Below are 16,353 nucleotides of genomic sequence, written 5' to 3'. Positions count from 1 at the left end.
ACAGCATCAATCCCGGCAGTAATGTCTGCCGGGATTGTTCTTGACGTACATTGAAGCCATATGATATGATTAAACAGACTGATAAACTTGAGTTTATTTGATTAAGGAGAATTGAAAATAATGTTGGAATTAAAAAGATTGTCAGTTGATGATGGCTTAGATATTTACACAATGCTGCAAGAGATCCCTGCTGAAGAAAATGGATTAATTAACAAAGCCAACGGATTAACATTTGATGAGTATAAAGAATGGCTGATTGTAAAACAGAGGGATTCTGAGCAAGAAGGGATTGTAGATGGTTGGAAAGTGCCTTCTACAACTTTTTGGCTATATGCTGATGGTATTCCGGTTGGATTTGGTTCTGTCAGACATTTTTTGACTGAGGCACTGAGAAAAGCAGGAGGAAATATCGGGTACGGAATTGCACCAGCGTTTCGTGGAAAAGGATATGGAAAAGAACTGCTGAGATTATTGCTTAATGAAGCGAAAGAAATGGGAATAGATAAAGTGTTAGTAACCATTCTTTTAGATAACATAGCATCTCAAGCTGTGGCAATAGCAAACGGAGGTGTTGTTACTGAAAGAACTGACGAGAGAGTTTTCATTTGGATTGATACTAAGAAATAAAAAGGAAAATCAATTCCAATTTGTCAAACAGTAAGGGCGCACTTCTATACACTATTCGGTGTAGTGCGGTAATGTGCGATTTTGCACCGCATCCAAGCCTCCCGCGTCAGAGGGAGCCATGGATATTCCAGCCCTAACATAAAAAAAGAATCCGACCTTTGATTGCAGCCATAGGTCGGATTCACTTTTTTATGAGCAACCAGCTAAGGTGCCAGCGTTTGTTTTTTACAGATTTTCCATCCGCAGCAGGTAGTAAAGCACTTCGATAAGGACGTTCGGCGAGAGCAGCGATGCCGCATGGCTGCCCTCGATGAGCCGCTGTTCGCGGTTGGAAGCCGTCATCACATAGTCGGCCAGCTGGGCCAGCGGGCCGTGGCTGTCACAGGTGATGACCAGCACCGGTACATCCCGCCCTTTGGCGACAGCGGACACCTCTTCCAGCCTGGCGCTCTGCCCGGAGGCCGAGAGCACGATGAGGATGTCTTTGGGTGTCAGCGTCTGAGCAAAGGCAAGGTTCTTCTCGTGGACTGCGCTGGAAACGCACCGCTTGCCCAGGTGGCTGAACCGGATGGAGGCATCGAAGGCCACCGGCAGGCCGCCGCCCTCAGAGACCACCTCCATGACCTCGCAGCTGCGCAGCAGAGAGAGTATCTGCCGCAGCTGGCGGGTATCAATGGCCTGAATGGTGGCCCGCAGCTCCTCTTCGCGGTTTGCCAGAATGTTCAGAAGTGCCTGATGCAGCTCGTCCTGCCCTTCGTCCCGCATACGCTGGGCTTCCTGCTGCTCCATGGCGTCCCGTGCCAGCGCCAGCTGGAATTTGCGGTAGTTCTCGAATCCCAGTTTGTGGCACAGCCGGGTGATGGTGGCCTCGGACGAACAGCTCAGCCGGGCCAGTTCTGCTGACGTACACATCGACGCCCGCTTTACATCTGCAAGGATGCAGTCCGCAATGCGCCTCTCGGCGCTGTAAAGCTGGATGCCGGAACATAGCAGCGTTACTACGCTTCCGGGGGCTTCGCACATAAGTGATCCCTCCTCGCATTATGCGCAAGACACAATTTCTTCTTGAGTTCTACTTGAGATTGTAGCAGTTTGAACGAAGAAAATCAATTCAAATTCCCATAAATTTTCATGGTTGACGGAAATTGACTTTTTCTGCCGATTTTTGTATCCTGCACAGTTTTGCCGCAGGAAGCGCAAAAAATGCCCCTCCGCGGAGTGCGGAGAGGCATCGGGAACCAAATATTCAGCGCAGCTTAGTGCAGAAAGACGTTTCAGCAGCCTTCCTTCTCAGCCAGCTTGCGGCCCATCAGCACGCCCATGACGGAGGCCATCATCAGGCCACGGGTCCAGCCGGAAGAGTCGCCGAGGCAGTGCAGGCCCTTGATGTTGGTGTCGAGGTTCGAGTCCATCTTGACCTTGTTGGAGTAGAACTTCAGCTCAGGGCTGTACAGCAGGGTCTCGTTGGCGGCGAAGCCGGGGACGACCATATCCAGCATCTTGATGAACTCGATGATGTTGGTCATGGCGCGGTAGGGCATGGCGGCGGTGATGTCGCCGGCCACAGCGTCCTTCAGGGTGGGCTTGACGTTGGACTGGGCCAGCTCCTTCGCCCAGGTGCGCTTGCCGTCGAGGATGTCGCCGTAGCGCTGCACCATGATGTGGCCTGCGCCCAGCATATTGGTCAGCTCGCCCACCTTCTGGGCGTAGGCGATGGGCTGGTTGAAGGGCTCGGTGAAGTTGTGGGAGACGAGGATGGCGAGGTTGGTGTTCTCGCTCTTCTTCTCCTTGAAGCTGTGGCCATTGACCACGGCCAGGTCGTTGTCGTAGTTCTCCTGTGCCACGAAGCCGCCGGGGTTCTGGCAGAAGGTGCGGACCTTGTTCTTCCAGGGCTTCGGATAGCCGATGAGCTTGGACTCATACAGCACCTTGTTCACCTTTTCCATGACCTCGTTGCGGCACTCGACGCGGACACCGATGTCCACGGTGCCAGGCTTGTGGGCGATATGGTGCTCTGCACAAATTTTCTCAAGCCAGTCTGCGCCGCGGCGGCCGGTGCCGATGACCACGGTGTCGCCGTAGACGGCGCGGGGCTCTCCGTCGCCCTGACGCAGCAGCACGCCCTTGCACTCCTCGTCTTCGAGGATGATGTTCTCGCACTCGGTGGAGAAGAGCATCTCCACGCCGTTGTCAGCCAGATAGTTCTGGATGGCGAGATAGAGCTGCTGTGCCTTCTCGGTGCCGAGGTGGCGGATGGGGCAGTCCACCAGCTTCAGACCGGCGTGGATGGCGTTCTTGCGGATCTCCTTGATGTCCTCGCCGGTGTAGATGCCCTCCACATGGGGGTCAGCGCCGAACTCGAGGTAGATCTTGTCGGTGTAGTCGATGAGCTCCTGTGCAAACTCTTCGCCGATGAGGCTGGGCAGGTCGCCGCCGACCTCATAGGAGAGGCTCAGCTTGCCGTCGGAGAAGGCGCCTGCACCGGAGAAGCCGGTGGTGATGGCGCAGGTGGGGCGGCAGTTGACGCAGTGGCCGATCTCGGCCTTGGGGCAGTGGCGCTTTTCCACCGGCTTACCTTTTTCCACCAGCAGGATGTGCTTCTTGCTGCCGCGGCGCAGCAGCTCCACAGCGGTGAAGATGCCGGCAGGGCCGGCACCAACGATGATGAGATCGTACTTTTCCATAACTCTTTTTATCCTTTATGTTGAATTGATAAAACCTCTCAGTCTCGCTAACGCTCGACAAGGCCGGGTTGCGGCACCCAGCATCCGCTGCGCATTGCGCGCGTCTTGCTGGCCGCTGCCCCAACAACGACTCCCTGTTTCCGCCACTGGCGGCGGTCGTCGTTGTTGCCCCTACCGAGGGGAGCCTTTGGCAAAGAGGTCAGTCTTACGATGTTTTACGAGAAGCGCAGAGGAACGCCAGGGCCTCTCGGAGAGGTGGCATCGCGCAGCGATGACGGAGAGGTTATTCCTCCTCCTGCTCCACCTCGGCGCTCTCATCCACATAGTCGAGCTCCACAGCGGTGGACTCCACATCTGCGTGGGAGACATCCGGGGCGATGACGCCGTCGCCGTTCAGATCTTGGCCGGTAATGGCTTCCAGCATGGACTGGGTCTCCGGATGCAGCTTTATAAAGCGCCGGACGGCCAGCATGGTGTACAGGGCGCTCAGCAGGTTCAGTGCGCCTTCCAGAATGAGGATGAGGCCGATGGCCATCACCAGCGTCTCCATGGTGCCGAAGGGGTCCACCACCATCACGATGCCCAGCACGACGCTGAGCACGGCCAGCAGCAGAAAAACCTTCCAGCTCGAATACTCGCACCGGCGCAGCTCGAGAGCGTTCTGGATGCGGCCCAGACTGTCAAAGATGACGAACAGGCCAAACACGATGGGCAGCACCCGCACCACCACATCGCTGCGGATGATGAGGAATGCGCCCAGCGCCAGACAGACAAGCCCCGAGATGAGGGTGAGCTGGCTCTGGAACACGCCGCGCTCTACGACAAAATACCGCACCAGCTGCACTGCCGCGCAGGCCAGCACCACGCCGCCCAGCGCGTAGCAGACCACGTTGAGGGCCGTGCCAGGCACCATCAGCAGGAAGATGCCCAGCGCCAGATAGAGCAGGCTCATGAGGATAAGGTTCCACTTCAGCTTTTTTGCCATAGAGTTCACGTTCCTTTCAGGTTATACAGCTGCGTCCTGCTTTTCGGAGAGCGGGACGATGACGGTATGGTTGATGCGGGCCATGAAAACGAGGCTCAGCGCAAGGCTGACCACCTCCGCGATGATGAAGGCCCACCAGACCATGTTCACCTCGCCGGTGCGGCTCAGCAGCCATGCAGCGGGGATGAGCACCACCAGCTGACGGCAGATGGAGACGGTCAGGCTGAACACGCCGTTGCCCAGCGCCTGGAACACCGAGCTCAGCACGATGCCGGCACCCGCCAGCAGGAAGTGGGGGCAGATGATGCGCAGCGCCGGGACGCCGATGGCCAGCATGGCGTCGCTGGCGGCAAAGAGGCCCAGCAGCTTATCCGGCAGGAACTGGAAGATGCAGAAGCCAACCAGCATGATGCACTCGGCGTAGAAGACTGAGAGGCGGATGGTCTTTTTGACCCGCTCCGGCTTCCGTGCGCCGTAGTTGTAGCTGATGATGGGGACCATGCCGTTGTTCATACCGAAGATGGGCATGAACACGAAGCTCTGCAGCTTGAAGTAAACGCCGAAGACGGCGACAGCCGTGGCCGAGAAGGCCATCAGGATCTGGTTCATGAAGAAGGTCATCACGCTGCCCACGCACTGCATGGCGATGCTGGGCAGGCCGACGGTGTAGATGCGGCCGATGGCCTTTGCGCTGGGCCGGAAGCCCCGGAAGCTGATCTGGATGTCGGGGTTCTTATTGAGGTTGAAGTACAGCGTCATGCCCGCGCCGCAGAACTGGCCGATGACGGTGGCCGCGGCAGCGCCGGTGGTGCCGGACAGGGCCTCGCCGCAGTAGCCGAAGATGAAGATGGGGTCGAGAACGATGTTCACGACAGCGCCCACCAGCTGGCTTATCATGCTCAGATGGGTGCGGCCGGTGGCGGCCAGCAGTTTTTCGCCCATGGTCTGGGTAAAGAGACCGAGGCTGAGCACGCAGCAGAGCTGCAGATACTGGATGCCCTGCCGGGCGATGTCCATGTCCGAAGTCTGTGCGTAGAAGTAGGGTTTCATGCAGGTGAGGCCGATGACGAGGAAGACGGCGTAGCTGCACAGGGACAGGAAGATGCCGTTCTCGGCGGTCTTATTGGCCCGTTCCTGGTTCTTTTCGCCGAGGCTCTTGGACAGCAGGGCGTTGACGCCCACGCCGGTGCCGACGCCCACGGCGATCATGACGTTCTGCAAAGAGAACGCCAGCGAAACGGCGGTCAGAGCGCTCTCGCTGACGTGGGACACGAAAATCGAGTCCACCACGTTGTAGAGGGCCTGCACCAGCATGGATACCATCATCGGCACGCTGAGCTTGATGAGCAGAGGGTTGATGTCCATGGTACCCATGATGTTTTCCCGCTCACCGGCGGGAGAGGATAAGGACTGCTTGTTTTCCACGATTTCTCCTTTTGATGTTGATGACTTGGGGATGCAAAGTTCTTCTATGCCGCAAACGTGGGCAGAGCGCAAAAGCACCCCACCCACGCAGCATCATTATTTATTTTGCCCCTTCCGGGGCGGCGGGCATCAGCCCTCCATGGCCTTCTCCTTGGCCTCTGCGGCGGCAAGGATCATCTGCACACAGGCGTCATGGCCCAGTGCAGCGTTGATGGCAAGGTCATAGTTGTGGGCGTCGCCCCAGCGGTTCTGGGTGTAGTAGTTGTAGTAGGAAGCACGGTTGCGGTCGGTCTTGTCGATCTCGTCCTTGATGCCCTTTTCGTCCTTGGCCTGCAGCATGTTGTTCTCCTTGCCGTAAGCCAGACGCCACTCCTTGGGGGCGTAGACGAAGACGCGCAGCACGTCCTTGCGGTCGCGCAGGACGTAGTCGCCGCAGCGGCCCACGATGACGCAGGGGCCTTCGTCGGCCAGCTGCTTGATGATGCGGCTCTGCAGGATGAAGACCTGATCGCCCAGCGGAAGGTCATTGCCCATCGTATACAGGCTGTACAGCAGGCTGTGGGTGTGCCGCTTTTCGCTGGCGGCCACGGCCTCCTCGGACAGTCCGGAATTCTTGGCGGCCATCGTGATCAGTTCCTTGTCGTAGAGCTTGATGCCCAGTGCGCGTGCCACGTCCTTGGCGATGTAGCGTCCGCCGGTGCAGTACTCGCGGCCCAAAGTGATGATCGTCTTTGCCATAATATGTTCCTCCCATGTTGATGATTTATCCCAAAAAGCTCTTGGCTGTGCTGTCTCTCAGGAGACAGAAGGCTCGGTGCTTTGGTTTGCTTCCGATAGCGGCAGCGCGGGCGGCGGAGGGGCTGGCAGACGGACCTCTGCAAACTGCATGGTGCCGGTCTGATCCACGATGTAAACGCTGCACCGCCCGCCTGCGTCGGTCTGCTCGGGCGGGAAGCGGAAGCCGCCTGTCCGTGTCCGCTCCATCCGCCGGAAGGTGCGGTGGGCTGTGGTGGCGTGGGCTACTCCGTCGTGAGGGCTGCAGGCCGCCCAGCCGGAAAATTCTGCCGGGAGCAGCTGCCGCTGGCCCTTCTGGGCCAGATACCAGCAGTCATCCTCGGCGCTGTACACAAAGTCGCAGGAGACCCGCCGGGGGCGGTTGGCCTCGGTGTTCCGGGGCTTGGGGCGGAGGGCGATGGCCCGCCCGGTGAAGTAGCGGGCAAAATCCGTCACCGCCATCGTGCAGTTCACGGCTCCGTCGCTGTCGGCGGTGGGGTCGTTGAGCAGGACAAAATCGGCGAGGACCGCGTCGTCGTGGCCGAAGCCCCGCAGACCCATCCAGACCCCGATGGGGTCCCGCTGGCCCCGGATGCGGCGCTCGATGCGCACGGCCACGGAACAGCCGTCGTGTATCTGCTCCCGCAGGTCCTGCAGGTCCATCCACGCCTGCCAGCAGGGAAAACCGCAGCAGCCCGCTGCCGCGGCGGCAAAAGCGCCGTTGCTGGTGCTGCCGGTGGTCTTGTCCTCCATGACGTAGGCCACCTCTTCGGGCAGGATGTCCTCGCCCCAGCGGTTCATCAGGGCCGCCATCACCAGCGGCAGGTCCATGTCCCGGCCAAAGCTGGGGTCATGGGCCGAGAGGCAGTATTCCGGTAAGTACAGGCGGCGGTTGATGGGGTGGCCGCTCTGCTTATCCCACGCAAGGGGGCGGACCGCCGCCGCCAGCAGCCGGAGCGCCGGGGTGACTTTATCGTCGTTGGTCGAAAGATTGACCTGAAGCTGGACGCCGGTGCCGCCGCCGGGCAGCGCCACCGTCACGGTGTCGCCCATCAGGAAGATGAGGCCGTCGTCGCTGTGGGTGCTGATGCTGGCCCGGGGGTAATCCGGCGCCCACTTGCCAAAGCTCATCCAGCCCGTCCAGCTGCCGCCTGCGTAGACGCGGCAGCGCACCTCCACCATCGTGTTCTGGGGCGCGTGGGCGTTCCAGCTGACGTTCAGGTTGCAGAAGGCCGGCATGGCGAACTCGGGCGTCGTGTAGCTGCCGTATTGCAGGTACCGCCCGGCCACGCTGTCCAGCACGACGCTGCCGTTGTCCAGCGCTACATTATCGAGCTGTCCGCGGGAAAATGTCTCCGTGCCCTGCAGCACCAGATTGTTCCGCTGTTCCATTGCACGCATCCCCTTTCCGCGTCGGTGTGTCGTTTATTCCTCGTCGTCGCTGCGCTCCTCGGCCATCTCGGCTTCATACTCGGCGTCGTGGAGCTTGCGGATGTTCTCCTCGATGTGGAACACCCGGTCGAGGTCGCCGTAGACGATCTGGCTGGTGATCTCCACCTGGAACCAGAAGCCGAACACCAGCATGAGCAGCAGGCCCAGCGGCATACAGAGGATGACGAGGCCCCAGAACAGTACCGTCACGAGAGACGCAGCCAGTGCGTGGGGCAGGAAAGCGATCATGCAGTTGACGCTGTTCTTGAGCGTCTGGCCGAGAGGCTGGTCCAGCAGGACCACCTGGGGCCACATGTAGGAGAACAGCATGTGGAAGATGACGAGGTTGAGCACCGTGGCCACCCACATGCCTACGCCGACGTTGGTGCCGTGGTAGAGCAGGTTGAAGCAGAAGTACACGAGGAAGATCTGCACCGTGACCACGACGCAGTAGAGCACGCCCGGCAGGATGCTGGCTTTGAAGTTCTGCTTGAAAGCCTTGCGGTAGGTGGTCCACCAGTAACCGGCCTCATCGCGCAGAGCGCGCAGGACGGTGTCGTACATGCCTGCCAGCACCGGACCGGCCAGGATGCCGCCCACGGCAGCGCTGAGCACCATGACGGGCAGGCTGTTCATCAGGAAGCCGATGTACACCAGACAGATGACGGGCAGAAAGCCCAGACAGGTGAGCAGGTTTGCAAGGAACATCCCGCTCATATCCCGGCCCACCAGCTCGAAGAAGCGGCCTACGCCGGTCTTGCGGGGGGCGTCCTTTTCGACGCCCGGCCCGGACTTGAAATCGTTTGCAGAAGGGAACAGACTCATGTTGTGTGAATATCCTCTCTCGCTGTCCCGAAAGACGGCTTACATTGCGCAGCACGGTTTTGGCAGGAAACGCCATTGTGCTGGCTTTCTGATTATAAATATACCCGGATTTTGTGGATTTTGCAAGCCGCAAAGCCCTCTAAATGTAAAAAAAGTATTTCCTCTCCCTTTTTGGGGCGGAGTGTGATACAATAGAAACGGCTTTTTGAGCCAGAAGGAGGTATCGCTCTGTGAGCATTTTCCGCACCATTGCGTTATTCGTTTATCTGTTCGGGTACATGATCGTCCATTACAGTGTGCTGTGCAAAGCCGAGCGTGCGCTGGCCGCAGGCGACACCGAGACGGTGCGCCAGCTGGTAAAAAAGCACATCCCCCATTGGAGCAAAGGCATCCTGAACGTCACTGGCGTCCGGCTCAGCGTCGAGGGACTGGACAACATCCCGAAGGATGGCCCCTGCGTCTTTGTGGCGAACCACCGCAGTTATTATGACATCCCGCTGCTGCTGGCCGGCCTTGATGAGCCCTATGGCATCCTCGCCAAGGAAGAGCTGGGAAAAATTCCTCTGCTCAACCGCTGGATGAAGCTGCTGGGCTGCGTTTTCGTCCAGCGCGACGATGTCCGCGCCTCGGTGCGCGCGTTGAACGACGCCACCGCCATCGTGGAGAGCGGCAGGAGCTTCATCATCTTCCCTGAAGGCACCCGCTACAAGGGCGAAGAGGGCGGCGCCGGTGAGTTTAAGGCCGGTGCCTTCCGCATTGCGGTCAAGACCGGCGCGCCGGTGGTGCCGGTGGCCATCTCCGGCGCACGGGGCCTGTTCGAGGCCCACGGCAACCGTGCCACCCCCGGAACGGTACACGTCCGGGTGCTGCCGCCCATCCAGACGGCAGACATGAGCCGGGCCGAGCAGAAGCAGCTGCCTGACGCCGTCCGCCAGACCATTCTGGCAGAGTTATAACTTTTTTGGAGGACACTGCCTCATGGCAAGCTACCGTTACGAGCGCGACATCGACCCGAAAGACATTGCCCCTCGCAAGGAAAGACAGTACACCCGCAAGGAGCGCTGGGCCAACTGGTGGGACTATAACCTGAAATGGGTCATCATCATCGGCATCGCTGCGGCTTTTGTGGCCTACAACTTCATCGGACAATATTTCTTTGTCACCAAGCCCGATTATAACGTGGCCGTGGTGGCCCCCTACTATCTGCCCGAGGACACCGTGAACGCTTTGCAGGATGCACTGGCCGCCTACGGCGAAGACCGCAACGGCGACGGCAAGGTGGTCGTGACCCTCAACGTCTACACTCTCGACTACTCCGACACTGAGACCCAGACCGAGAGCGCCGCCTATCTGACCATGGCTGGAACTACCAAGCTGGCCACCGACGTACAGGGCGGCCTCAGCTCTGTCTTTCTGCTCTGGGACCCGGCGGGCTTTGAAGAAAGCACCGGCTCGCTGCGGTATCTTGACGGCACTTTGCCCGCCGCCGACAGCGACGAGGACTGGTGGAACATGGTGTACAAGTGGGACGACTGCCCGGTCCTGGCTGGCCTCGACCTCGGTGATTACGGCCCCGACACCACCCAGAGCAGGAGTGGTTCCAGTCAGGAGTATATGTCCCAGTTCTATGTGGGAATGCGGGGCGCGTGGAACAGCGGCACTGCTGATAACCTCGCAGGAGGCGAAGAATTCTGGCAGAAGCTGACCGAAGGCGCTGCCTCCACGGCAACCCCGGAGGACTGAGCCATGCGGTACCGTGTTCTCTCCAAGGGGAAGGCAAAGCATCTCAGCATCCCTGAAAAGCCTGCCGAAAAAACTGCATCTCTGAAGGCTGCCGACCTCGACAACCCCTATGGCCGGGTGTTCGGCACCCCCCGCAGCAGGGAAGACCTGCGCAAATAAGCAAGAACGCCCTCTCCGGCAATGTCGGAGGGGGCGTTTTGGTTATCGGCCAAAGAGCCGCTGTGTTTCCTGCAAAAAGAAGCGGGCCGGAGTGGAGGGTGTGACGTTCTGAGGATAGACGACGCAGAAGGTCCAGAACGCTTCATATTTATCTTCCAGATAGAAATAGGCGAGTTCTTTCTGTGCATTGAAAAGGGGGATATAGCTTTCTGGCGCAAAGGTGATGCCGAGGTCGTTGGATGCAAAGCAGAGGGCGCTCTGGATGCTGCTGGTCTCCAGCCGGATCTTCGGCACGATGCCTGCATGGCGGAGGATGCGGTCGGAGATCTGCCGGACGCGCTGCTGAGGGTGGGCGAGGATGAACTGCTGCTCTGCGGCCAGCGCCGGGTCGAGAAAGAGGTGCGCAAAGCCGGGTTTGGAGTAGGCTTTGCGGGTGAGGGGATTGTCTTTCGCTATTGCCATGACATAGCGGTCGTCGCTGACGCGGGTATAGCCTGCGTGCTCGCAGAGCAGAGGAAGATGCATGAGCGCCAGATCCAGCTCGTTGTTGTCGATGAGCTTTTCCAGCGTGAGGGAAGTCCCCTCTGTGATGGCAAGCTGGATGTTCGGATAGCGGTTCTGGAAAGAAAAAAGCATCTCGGGCAGAACGATGGAGCCGATATGGGGAGAAGTCCCGAGACGAAGGATGCCTTTGCGCTCGGCCTGTATCTCACACAGCTCCTGGTCGAAGCTGTGGCCAAGCGCGATGGACTGACGGGCAAATTCGATGTATTTCTGGCCTGCGTAGGTAGGGACAAGTCCACGTTTGGTGCGCTCGAAAAGCCGGGTCTGAAGCTGCGTTTCCAGCCGTGTGAGGAAAATGCTGAGGGCAGGCTGGGTGATATAGAGCTTTTCGGCGGCTTTCGAGAGGCTTTTTTCCTGATAGATGGTTAGAACATATTCAAAATCTCGGTATTCCATGAGACAGCTCCATTCTGCCAGAGAGGGCGTTTCGTCGCTTTTATCATAGCGCAAAATGGGAAAAATGAAAAGCGGAACTGGCCGATGCAGAGCACCGGCCAGTTCCGGGAAGAGGAAGGAGCGAGAATGCGGTTCAGACGACAATGGTGCCGATGAGGCAGCCGAAGACGATCATGATGAGGCCGATGATCCAGTGGGGGAGGAAGTTGGTCTTCATGACGTCCTTCAGGGACATACCGGACACGGCCAGGCCGAGGTAGGTGGAGGCGATGACCGGTGCCATCGTGAAGCAGGAGTCTGCGCCGACGCCGAATGCGATGGCGACGCTGGTGGCAGGGATGCCGTAGTTACCGCAGACCTCGATAAGAACGGGCAGGATGCCGTAGTACAGTGGGTCAGGAGAGACGGCCAGACCGATGAAGCCGCCCAGGAAGGCAAAGACGAGGTGCAGATGCTTGGCCAGTGCGGCGGGCAGGATGTTGATGATGAACTCTGCCATGGCGACGATCATGCCGGTGTTGTTCAGGATGCCGACCATGACACCGGCGGCCAGAACGGTGGCGACCAGAGAGATGGCTTTGGGAGCGTGTGCGGCGAGACGGGCTTCCTGCTCTTTGGGGTCAGGGAAGTTGACGACGAGAGCGAACACGCAGCCCAGCATGAAGATGAAGTAGTTGGGAAGCTTGGTGGTGAAGAGGAGCACGAAGACGACGACAGTCAGCAGGACGTTGTACCAGAGCAGCTTGGGGCGAAGGAGCTTCGCAGCGGCTTTATCTACGACTTCAGCTTCTTCTTCCTGCGTGGCAGAGACGTCGATCTTACCGGCACCGCGCTTGACTTCGACACGAGCCATGATAACGGCCAGACCGACACAGCAGACGAGGCCGCAGACCTGCAGGGGCAGATACATATGCCACAACTCGTTGGAATCCATCACCAGCGTGATGGACTGACGGTTGAGCACGCCGCCCCAGGGTACGAGGTTCATGACGGTGATGGTGGCTGTGCAGACCATCATGATGGTGCTGATGCGGATGTTCAGCTTTTTGCACAGGGGTGCCATTGCGGGGATGACGATGAGGTAGGTCGTGGGGCTGTTGCCGTCCAGATGGCCCAGGATGGAGACGAGGACGACGACCAGAAGGATGCCCAATACCCGGCCGTTGGCGATCTTGATGAGCTTTTTGACCAGCTTATCAAACATACCGACATCGGTCATGATGCCAAAGTAGGTGATGACGAAGACGAACAGGGCGGCCATGCCCCAGGTGGTGGAGACGCCGGATTTGATGTAATCGGTGATGTCTGCGATGCCGAAGCCGTTGATGAGTGCACCGATGATGGGAAGGACGACGAAAAGGGTCACGGGGATGGCCTTTCCCTTCAGCAGGAAGTACATCAGCAGGCCTATCATGACGAAACCTGTGAGCGCGAGCAGCATTGTTTTTTCCTCCTTTTTCGTGTGGTGTTTTTATTTTTGGCGGGAGAGCGCGTCGGCTTTCCGCACAAAGTCAGCGAGACAGGCGTTGAACTTTTCCGCCTCGTACAGGAACATCAGGTGGCCGCTCTTGTAGAACTTGTGGACCTCACTGTAGCCCTGCACTTCGGCGGCAAAGCGGTCTACCATGTCCAGACCATACGCCTTGGACTGTGCGCCGAATACGGCGTAAGGAACGGTGACCTTTTTCAGATTGCTGAAATTATCGGTCAGGCAGAAGTCGTAGTGCAGCTCCAGCGCCGTCCAGGGCATCGTCTTTTTGCACTCGGCCTCGAACCAGGCACGGGTCTCATCGTCCATTCCCTCCGCACAGGAAACGCGGGCGATGAATTTGTCATAGAAGAGCTTGGGGTCATAGTAAAGAGGCAGGTAGGTGTCGAACCAGTTCTGCAAATTGTAGTCCCGGCCACGGTGGTGGTTCCAGTCGGCGTCCGAGAACGGATACAGCGAGCCGTCCATCGTCACGAGGCCGTTGAGCTTGTACTGCTCAAATTCGGCTGCATAGCTGACAACGATGGAGGAGGCCAGCGACCAGCCCAGCAGGACGACATGCTCCAGACCGAGATGGTCGATGAGTTCCTTGATGTCCTGTGCGTTGCGGCGGATGGTGTTGCCCTGACAGGTCTTGGAGGAGTTGCCCTGTCCGCGGAGGTCCATCGTGATGACGCGGAACTCTTTGGAGAGGACCTCAGCGTTTTTTTCGAAAAATTTGGTGGTGCATAAAAATCCGGGGACCATCACGATAGGAAGTCCGGAACCCCGGTCTTCGAAATAAATGTGAATGCCGTCCGAGGTGGTGAAAAAATTATCTGTGGTGATTTTCACTGAAACTGCCTCCCTTCTGTTGACAATTTAATTATAACTTGCCGTGGTATAAAGTCAAATTTATGGTTTTTATGTCAGATATTAGCGCAGAGTAATAGGAGGGCGCAGGGCATAAAATACAGCGCAGGTCCCGGAAACAGACGGGTCCCCCTGTTGCAATCTCTTCGCGTTGACGGCCCCGGATTTGAAATATTATCTACCCTCAAAGAGAGCCGGGCTTGTTGTTTCCTCATCCGGGTTATGGTATACTTACTAGGTATCATCGCTGTAAGAACTGAAACTTTACCCAAAGGATGTGGAAAGATGGACACACTGGAACAAGCCCGCGCCGAGATCGACGCGGTGGACGCGCAGCTAGCCGCCCTGTTTGAGCGGCGGATGGCCGCTGTGCTCAGCGTCGCCCAATACAAACAGGCCCACGGCCTGCCGATTTTTGACGCCGCGCGGGAGGCGGTGGTGCTGGAAAAGGCTGCGGCCCGCATCCAGAACGCTGCCCTCCGGCCTTACTATAAAGACCATGTCCAGAACATGATGGATGTCGCCAAGCAGTACGAAGCTGAGGTGTTGGGCCGGAATCGCGCCGCCTATCAGGGCGTGGAAGGCGCTTTCGCCCACATCGCGCTGCGGGCGCTCTTCCCCCACGCGGAGGCCGTCAGCTGCCCGACGTGGGACGAGGTGTTCGATGCCGTCAGCCGGGGCGACACCGCCCACGGCGTTGTGCCGTTTGAAAACAGCCACGCAGGCGACGTCTCCGCTGTCCTCGACTTGTGCTACAACCACCCTGAGCTGTGGGTGGTGGACGTCTACGACCTGCCCATCTCCCAGAACCTGCTCGTCCTGCCCGGCACCCAGCTGGCCCAGCTCAAGCACGTTTACAGCCATCAGCAGGCCATCGCCCAGAGTGAGACGTTCTTAAAGCAGTTCCATCTGCCCGCCACGGCCATGCCCAACACGGCCATGGCCGCAAAGTTCGTGGCCGAGTCGGGCGACCCGGCCAAAGCCGCCATCGCCAGCGCCGAGACAGCCGCCCTCTACGGGCTGGAAGTCCTCGTCCCCAGCATCAACACCGACGGCGACAACACCACCCGCTTCATCGTCCTCAGCCGCGAAAAGCCCACCGCGGGCAACCGCTTCTCGCTGCTGTTCACACTGGACAACAAACCCGGCAAGCTGGCTGAGGTCATCCAGGTCATTGGCCGCTTCGGCTACGACATGGAGTCCATCAAGAGCCGTCCGCTGCCCCATGTCCCCTTTGATTATTATTTTTACGTCGAGCTGGTGGGCGACCCCTCCGCCGACAAGACCGCCGCGCTGCTGCGTGAGCTGGACCATACCTGCCGCACGGTGCGGCTGTTAGGAGTGTATACAAAATGAGTGGATTTATCGGCACCAAGCTCACCATGAATCTGGGTGAGCGCAGCTATGACATCATCCTGAAAAACGGCGCACTGGAAAATCTGTACCAGTTTGCCCGCCTCGACCGCCGGGTGGCGGTGGTGACGGACGCAGGCGTTCCCGCCGAGTACGCACAGCGTGTGGCCGACCAGTGCCGCGACGCAAAAATTATTACTGTCCCGCAGGGCGAGGCCAGCAAGAGCATGAAGATCCTCGAAAGCGTCCTGCGCCAGATGCTCGAGTTCAACATGGGCCGCGGCGACCTCGTCATCGCCGTCGGCGGCGGCGTTGTGGGCGATCTGGCGGGTTTTGCCGCTTCCATCTATATGCGCGGCATCGACTTCATCAACTGCCCCACCACCACCCTCTCGATGATCGATTCCTCTATCGGCGGCAAGACCGCTGTGGATCTGGGGGAGACGAAGAACATCGTCGGTTCCTTCTGGCAGCCCAAGCTGGTCATCGTAGACCCCAGCACCCTCGTCACCCTGCCCCGCCGCCAGTACATCAACGGTCTGGCCGAGTCGGTGAAGGCCAGTCTGCTGGCCGACCCGGAACTGTTCGCCATCTTTGAAAAGGGCGACATCGACGAGCAGATCGGCGAGATCATCTACCGCAGCCTCCGTTTCAAAAAGAGCATCGTCGAGCAGGACGAGACGGAGCATGGAATGCGCAAGGCCCTCAATTTCGGCCACACCATCGGCCACGGCATCGAGGCCGTCAAGGGCGTCAAGGGACGCCGCACCGTGGGCCTCTACCACGGCGAGTGCGTGGCTCTGGGGATGCTGCCGATGATCGAGTCCAAGGCACTGCAGAAGCGCGTCCGTGCGGTCTACCGCCGTCTGGGCCTGCCCCTGCGTACCGCCTACAACAAGGACAAGGTCTACGCCGAGATGCTCCACGACAAAAAGGCACAGGGCGGCCAGATCACCGTCATCAAGGTGCCGGGCCTGGGCTGCTGGCGCGCGGAGACCATCCCGGTGGAGGGTCTGCGCCCCCTGCTGGGCATGGAGGACTAAAGC

16 protein-coding genes are annotated in these 16,353 nt (G+C 58.9%); 6 read left to right on the top strand and 10 right to left on the bottom strand.

The features are described from left to right. Positions 1-120 precede the first annotated feature (120 nt). Entirely contained in the window at positions 121-627 is a 507-nt protein-coding gene (locus tag J3349_RS06140) for a GNAT family N-acetyltransferase (protein WP_098922424.1), read from the top strand. Between the two features lie 225 nt (positions 628-852). Here the strand turns inward: J3349_RS06140 and J3349_RS06135 are convergent, their stop codons facing one another. The 7 genes from J3349_RS06135 to J3349_RS06105 all read right to left on the bottom strand — a co-directional run bounded on the left by J3349_RS06135 (position 853) and on the right by J3349_RS06105 (position 8,751). Continuing rightward, the gene (locus J3349_RS06135; RefSeq protein WP_207676783.1) at positions 853-1,650 is read right to left on the bottom strand and encodes a MurR/RpiR family transcriptional regulator; all 798 of its coding nucleotides are present in this window, start codon (positions 1,648-1,650) and stop codon (positions 853-855) included. Positions 1,651-1,901: 251 nt separating this feature from the next. Continuing rightward, positions 1,902-3,311, bottom strand: coding sequence for an FAD-dependent protein (locus tag J3349_RS06130; protein WP_158402127.1), 1,410 nt, complete (start codon positions 3,309-3,311; stop codon positions 1,902-1,904). A gap of 283 nt (positions 3,312-3,594) precedes the next feature. Beyond that, positions 3,595-4,296, bottom strand: coding sequence for a DUF308 domain-containing protein (locus J3349_RS06125; protein WP_207676782.1), 702 nt, complete (start codon positions 4,294-4,296; stop codon positions 3,595-3,597). A gap of 21 nt (positions 4,297-4,317) precedes the next feature. Then, positions 4,318-5,721 carry an MATE family efflux transporter gene (locus tag J3349_RS06120; protein WP_207676781.1) on the bottom strand — a complete coding sequence of 468 codons (1,404 nt, stop codon included), beginning with the start codon at positions 5,719-5,721 and terminating at the stop codon, positions 4,318-4,320. Positions 5,722-5,850: 129 nt separating this feature from the next. Continuing rightward, entirely contained in the window at positions 5,851-6,459 is a 609-nt protein-coding gene (locus J3349_RS06115) for a cytidylate kinase-like family protein (protein ID WP_207676780.1), read from the bottom strand. Positions 6,460-6,516: 57 nt separating this feature from the next. After that, positions 6,517-7,896 (bottom strand): hypothetical protein, encoded by a 1,380-nt coding sequence (locus tag J3349_RS06110; protein ID WP_242699535.1) that lies wholly within the window; start codon positions 7,894-7,896, stop codon positions 6,517-6,519. Positions 7,897-7,920: 24 nt separating this feature from the next. After that, positions 7,921-8,751 (bottom strand): DUF624 domain-containing protein, encoded by an 831-nt coding sequence (locus J3349_RS06105; RefSeq protein WP_207676779.1) that lies wholly within the window; start codon positions 8,749-8,751, stop codon positions 7,921-7,923. A gap of 230 nt (positions 8,752-8,981) precedes the next feature. On the opposite strand from J3349_RS06105, the gene J3349_RS06100 reads away from it, so the two are divergent. The 3 genes from J3349_RS06100 to J3349_RS06090 are packed head-to-tail and all read left to right on the top strand — an operon-like array spanning position 8,982 to position 10,653. Beyond that, entirely contained in the window at positions 8,982-9,707 is a 726-nt protein-coding gene (locus J3349_RS06100; protein ID WP_207676778.1) for a lysophospholipid acyltransferase family protein, read from the top strand. A 22-nt stretch (positions 9,708-9,729) separates the two neighbouring features. Continuing rightward, positions 9,730-10,494 carry a hypothetical protein gene (locus J3349_RS06095; protein ID WP_207676777.1) on the top strand — a complete coding sequence of 255 codons (765 nt, stop codon included), beginning with the start codon at positions 9,730-9,732 and terminating at the stop codon, positions 10,492-10,494. Positions 10,495-10,497: 3 nt separating this feature from the next. After that, entirely contained in the window at positions 10,498-10,653 is a 156-nt protein-coding gene (locus J3349_RS06090) for a hypothetical protein (RefSeq protein WP_015564429.1), read from the top strand. Positions 10,654-10,695: 42 nt separating this feature from the next. Here J3349_RS06090 and J3349_RS06085 read toward each other — a convergent pair whose 3' ends face one another. The 3 genes from J3349_RS06085 to J3349_RS06075 all read right to left on the bottom strand — a co-directional run bounded on the left by J3349_RS06085 (position 10,696) and on the right by J3349_RS06075 (position 13,936). Next, complete coding sequence (locus tag J3349_RS06085; protein WP_207676776.1) at positions 10,696-11,613, bottom strand: LysR family transcriptional regulator; 918 nt, start codon at positions 11,611-11,613, stop codon at positions 10,696-10,698. A 133-nt stretch (positions 11,614-11,746) separates the two neighbouring features. Then, positions 11,747-13,054 carry a citrate:proton symporter gene (locus J3349_RS06080; RefSeq protein ID WP_207676775.1) on the bottom strand — a complete coding sequence of 436 codons (1,308 nt, stop codon included), beginning with the start codon at positions 13,052-13,054 and terminating at the stop codon, positions 11,747-11,749. Positions 13,055-13,084: 30 nt separating this feature from the next. After that, a complete protein-coding gene (locus J3349_RS06075; protein WP_207676774.1) occupies positions 13,085-13,936 on the bottom strand; it encodes an alpha/beta hydrolase in 852 nt (283 codons plus the stop codon). A gap of 303 nt (positions 13,937-14,239) precedes the next feature. Here J3349_RS06075 and J3349_RS06070 point away from each other — a divergent pair, with 303 nt between their 5' ends. Both J3349_RS06070 and aroB read left to right on the top strand, forming a co-directional pair. After that, on the top strand, positions 14,240-15,310 hold the full coding sequence (locus J3349_RS06070) for a chorismate mutase (RefSeq protein WP_207676773.1): 1,071 nt from the start codon (positions 14,240-14,242) through the stop codon (positions 15,308-15,310). Beyond that, the gene (aroB, locus tag J3349_RS06065; protein ID WP_207676772.1) at positions 15,307-16,350 is read left to right on the top strand and encodes a 3-dehydroquinate synthase; all 1,044 of its coding nucleotides are present in this window, start codon (positions 15,307-15,309) and stop codon (positions 16,348-16,350) included. Before J3349_RS06070 ends, aroB begins: the two co-directional genes overlap by 4 nt. Positions 16,351-16,353: the final 3 nt, after the last annotated feature.

Origin of the sequence: Faecalibacterium sp. Marseille-P9590 (assembly GCF_017377665.1) — a bacterium.
GTDB lineage: Bacteria > Bacillota > Clostridia > Oscillospirales > Ruminococcaceae > Faecalibacterium.
This window is presented reverse-complemented; position numbering and strand designations above follow the sequence as displayed.

Coding starts and splice junctions, on each gene's coding strand:
- J3349_RS06140 (WP_098922424.1), top strand. CDS start 121: ATGTTGGAATTAAAAAGATTGTCAGTTGATGATGGCTTAGATATTTAC.
- J3349_RS06135 (WP_207676783.1), bottom strand. CDS start 1,650: ATGTGCGAAGCCCCCGGAAGCGTAGTAACGCTGCTATGTTCCGGCATC.
- J3349_RS06130 (WP_158402127.1), bottom strand. CDS start 3,311: ATGGAAAAGTACGATCTCATCATCGTTGGTGCCGGCCCTGCCGGCATC.
- J3349_RS06125 (WP_207676782.1), bottom strand. CDS start 4,296: ATGGCAAAAAAGCTGAAGTGGAACCTTATCCTCATGAGCCTGCTCTAT.
- J3349_RS06115 (WP_207676780.1), bottom strand. CDS start 6,459: ATGGCAAAGACGATCATCACTTTGGGCCGCGAGTACTGCACCGGCGGA.
- J3349_RS06110 (WP_242699535.1), bottom strand. CDS start 7,896: ATGCGTGCAATGGAACAGCGGAACAATCTGGTGCTGCAGGGCACGGAG.
- J3349_RS06105 (WP_207676779.1), bottom strand. CDS start 8,751: ATGAGTCTGTTCCCTTCTGCAAACGATTTCAAGTCCGGGCCGGGCGTC.
- J3349_RS06095 (WP_207676777.1), top strand. CDS start 9,730: ATGGCAAGCTACCGTTACGAGCGCGACATCGACCCGAAAGACATTGCC.
- J3349_RS06090 (WP_015564429.1), top strand. CDS start 10,498: ATGCGGTACCGTGTTCTCTCCAAGGGGAAGGCAAAGCATCTCAGCATC.
- J3349_RS06085 (WP_207676776.1), bottom strand. CDS start 11,613: ATGGAATACCGAGATTTTGAATATGTTCTAACCATCTATCAGGAAAAA.
- J3349_RS06080 (WP_207676775.1), bottom strand. CDS start 13,054: ATGCTGCTCGCGCTCACAGGTTTCGTCATGATAGGCCTGCTGATGTAC.
- J3349_RS06070 (WP_207676773.1), top strand. CDS start 14,240: ATGGACACACTGGAACAAGCCCGCGCCGAGATCGACGCGGTGGACGCG.
- aroB (WP_207676772.1), top strand. CDS start 15,307: ATGAGTGGATTTATCGGCACCAAGCTCACCATGAATCTGGGTGAGCGC.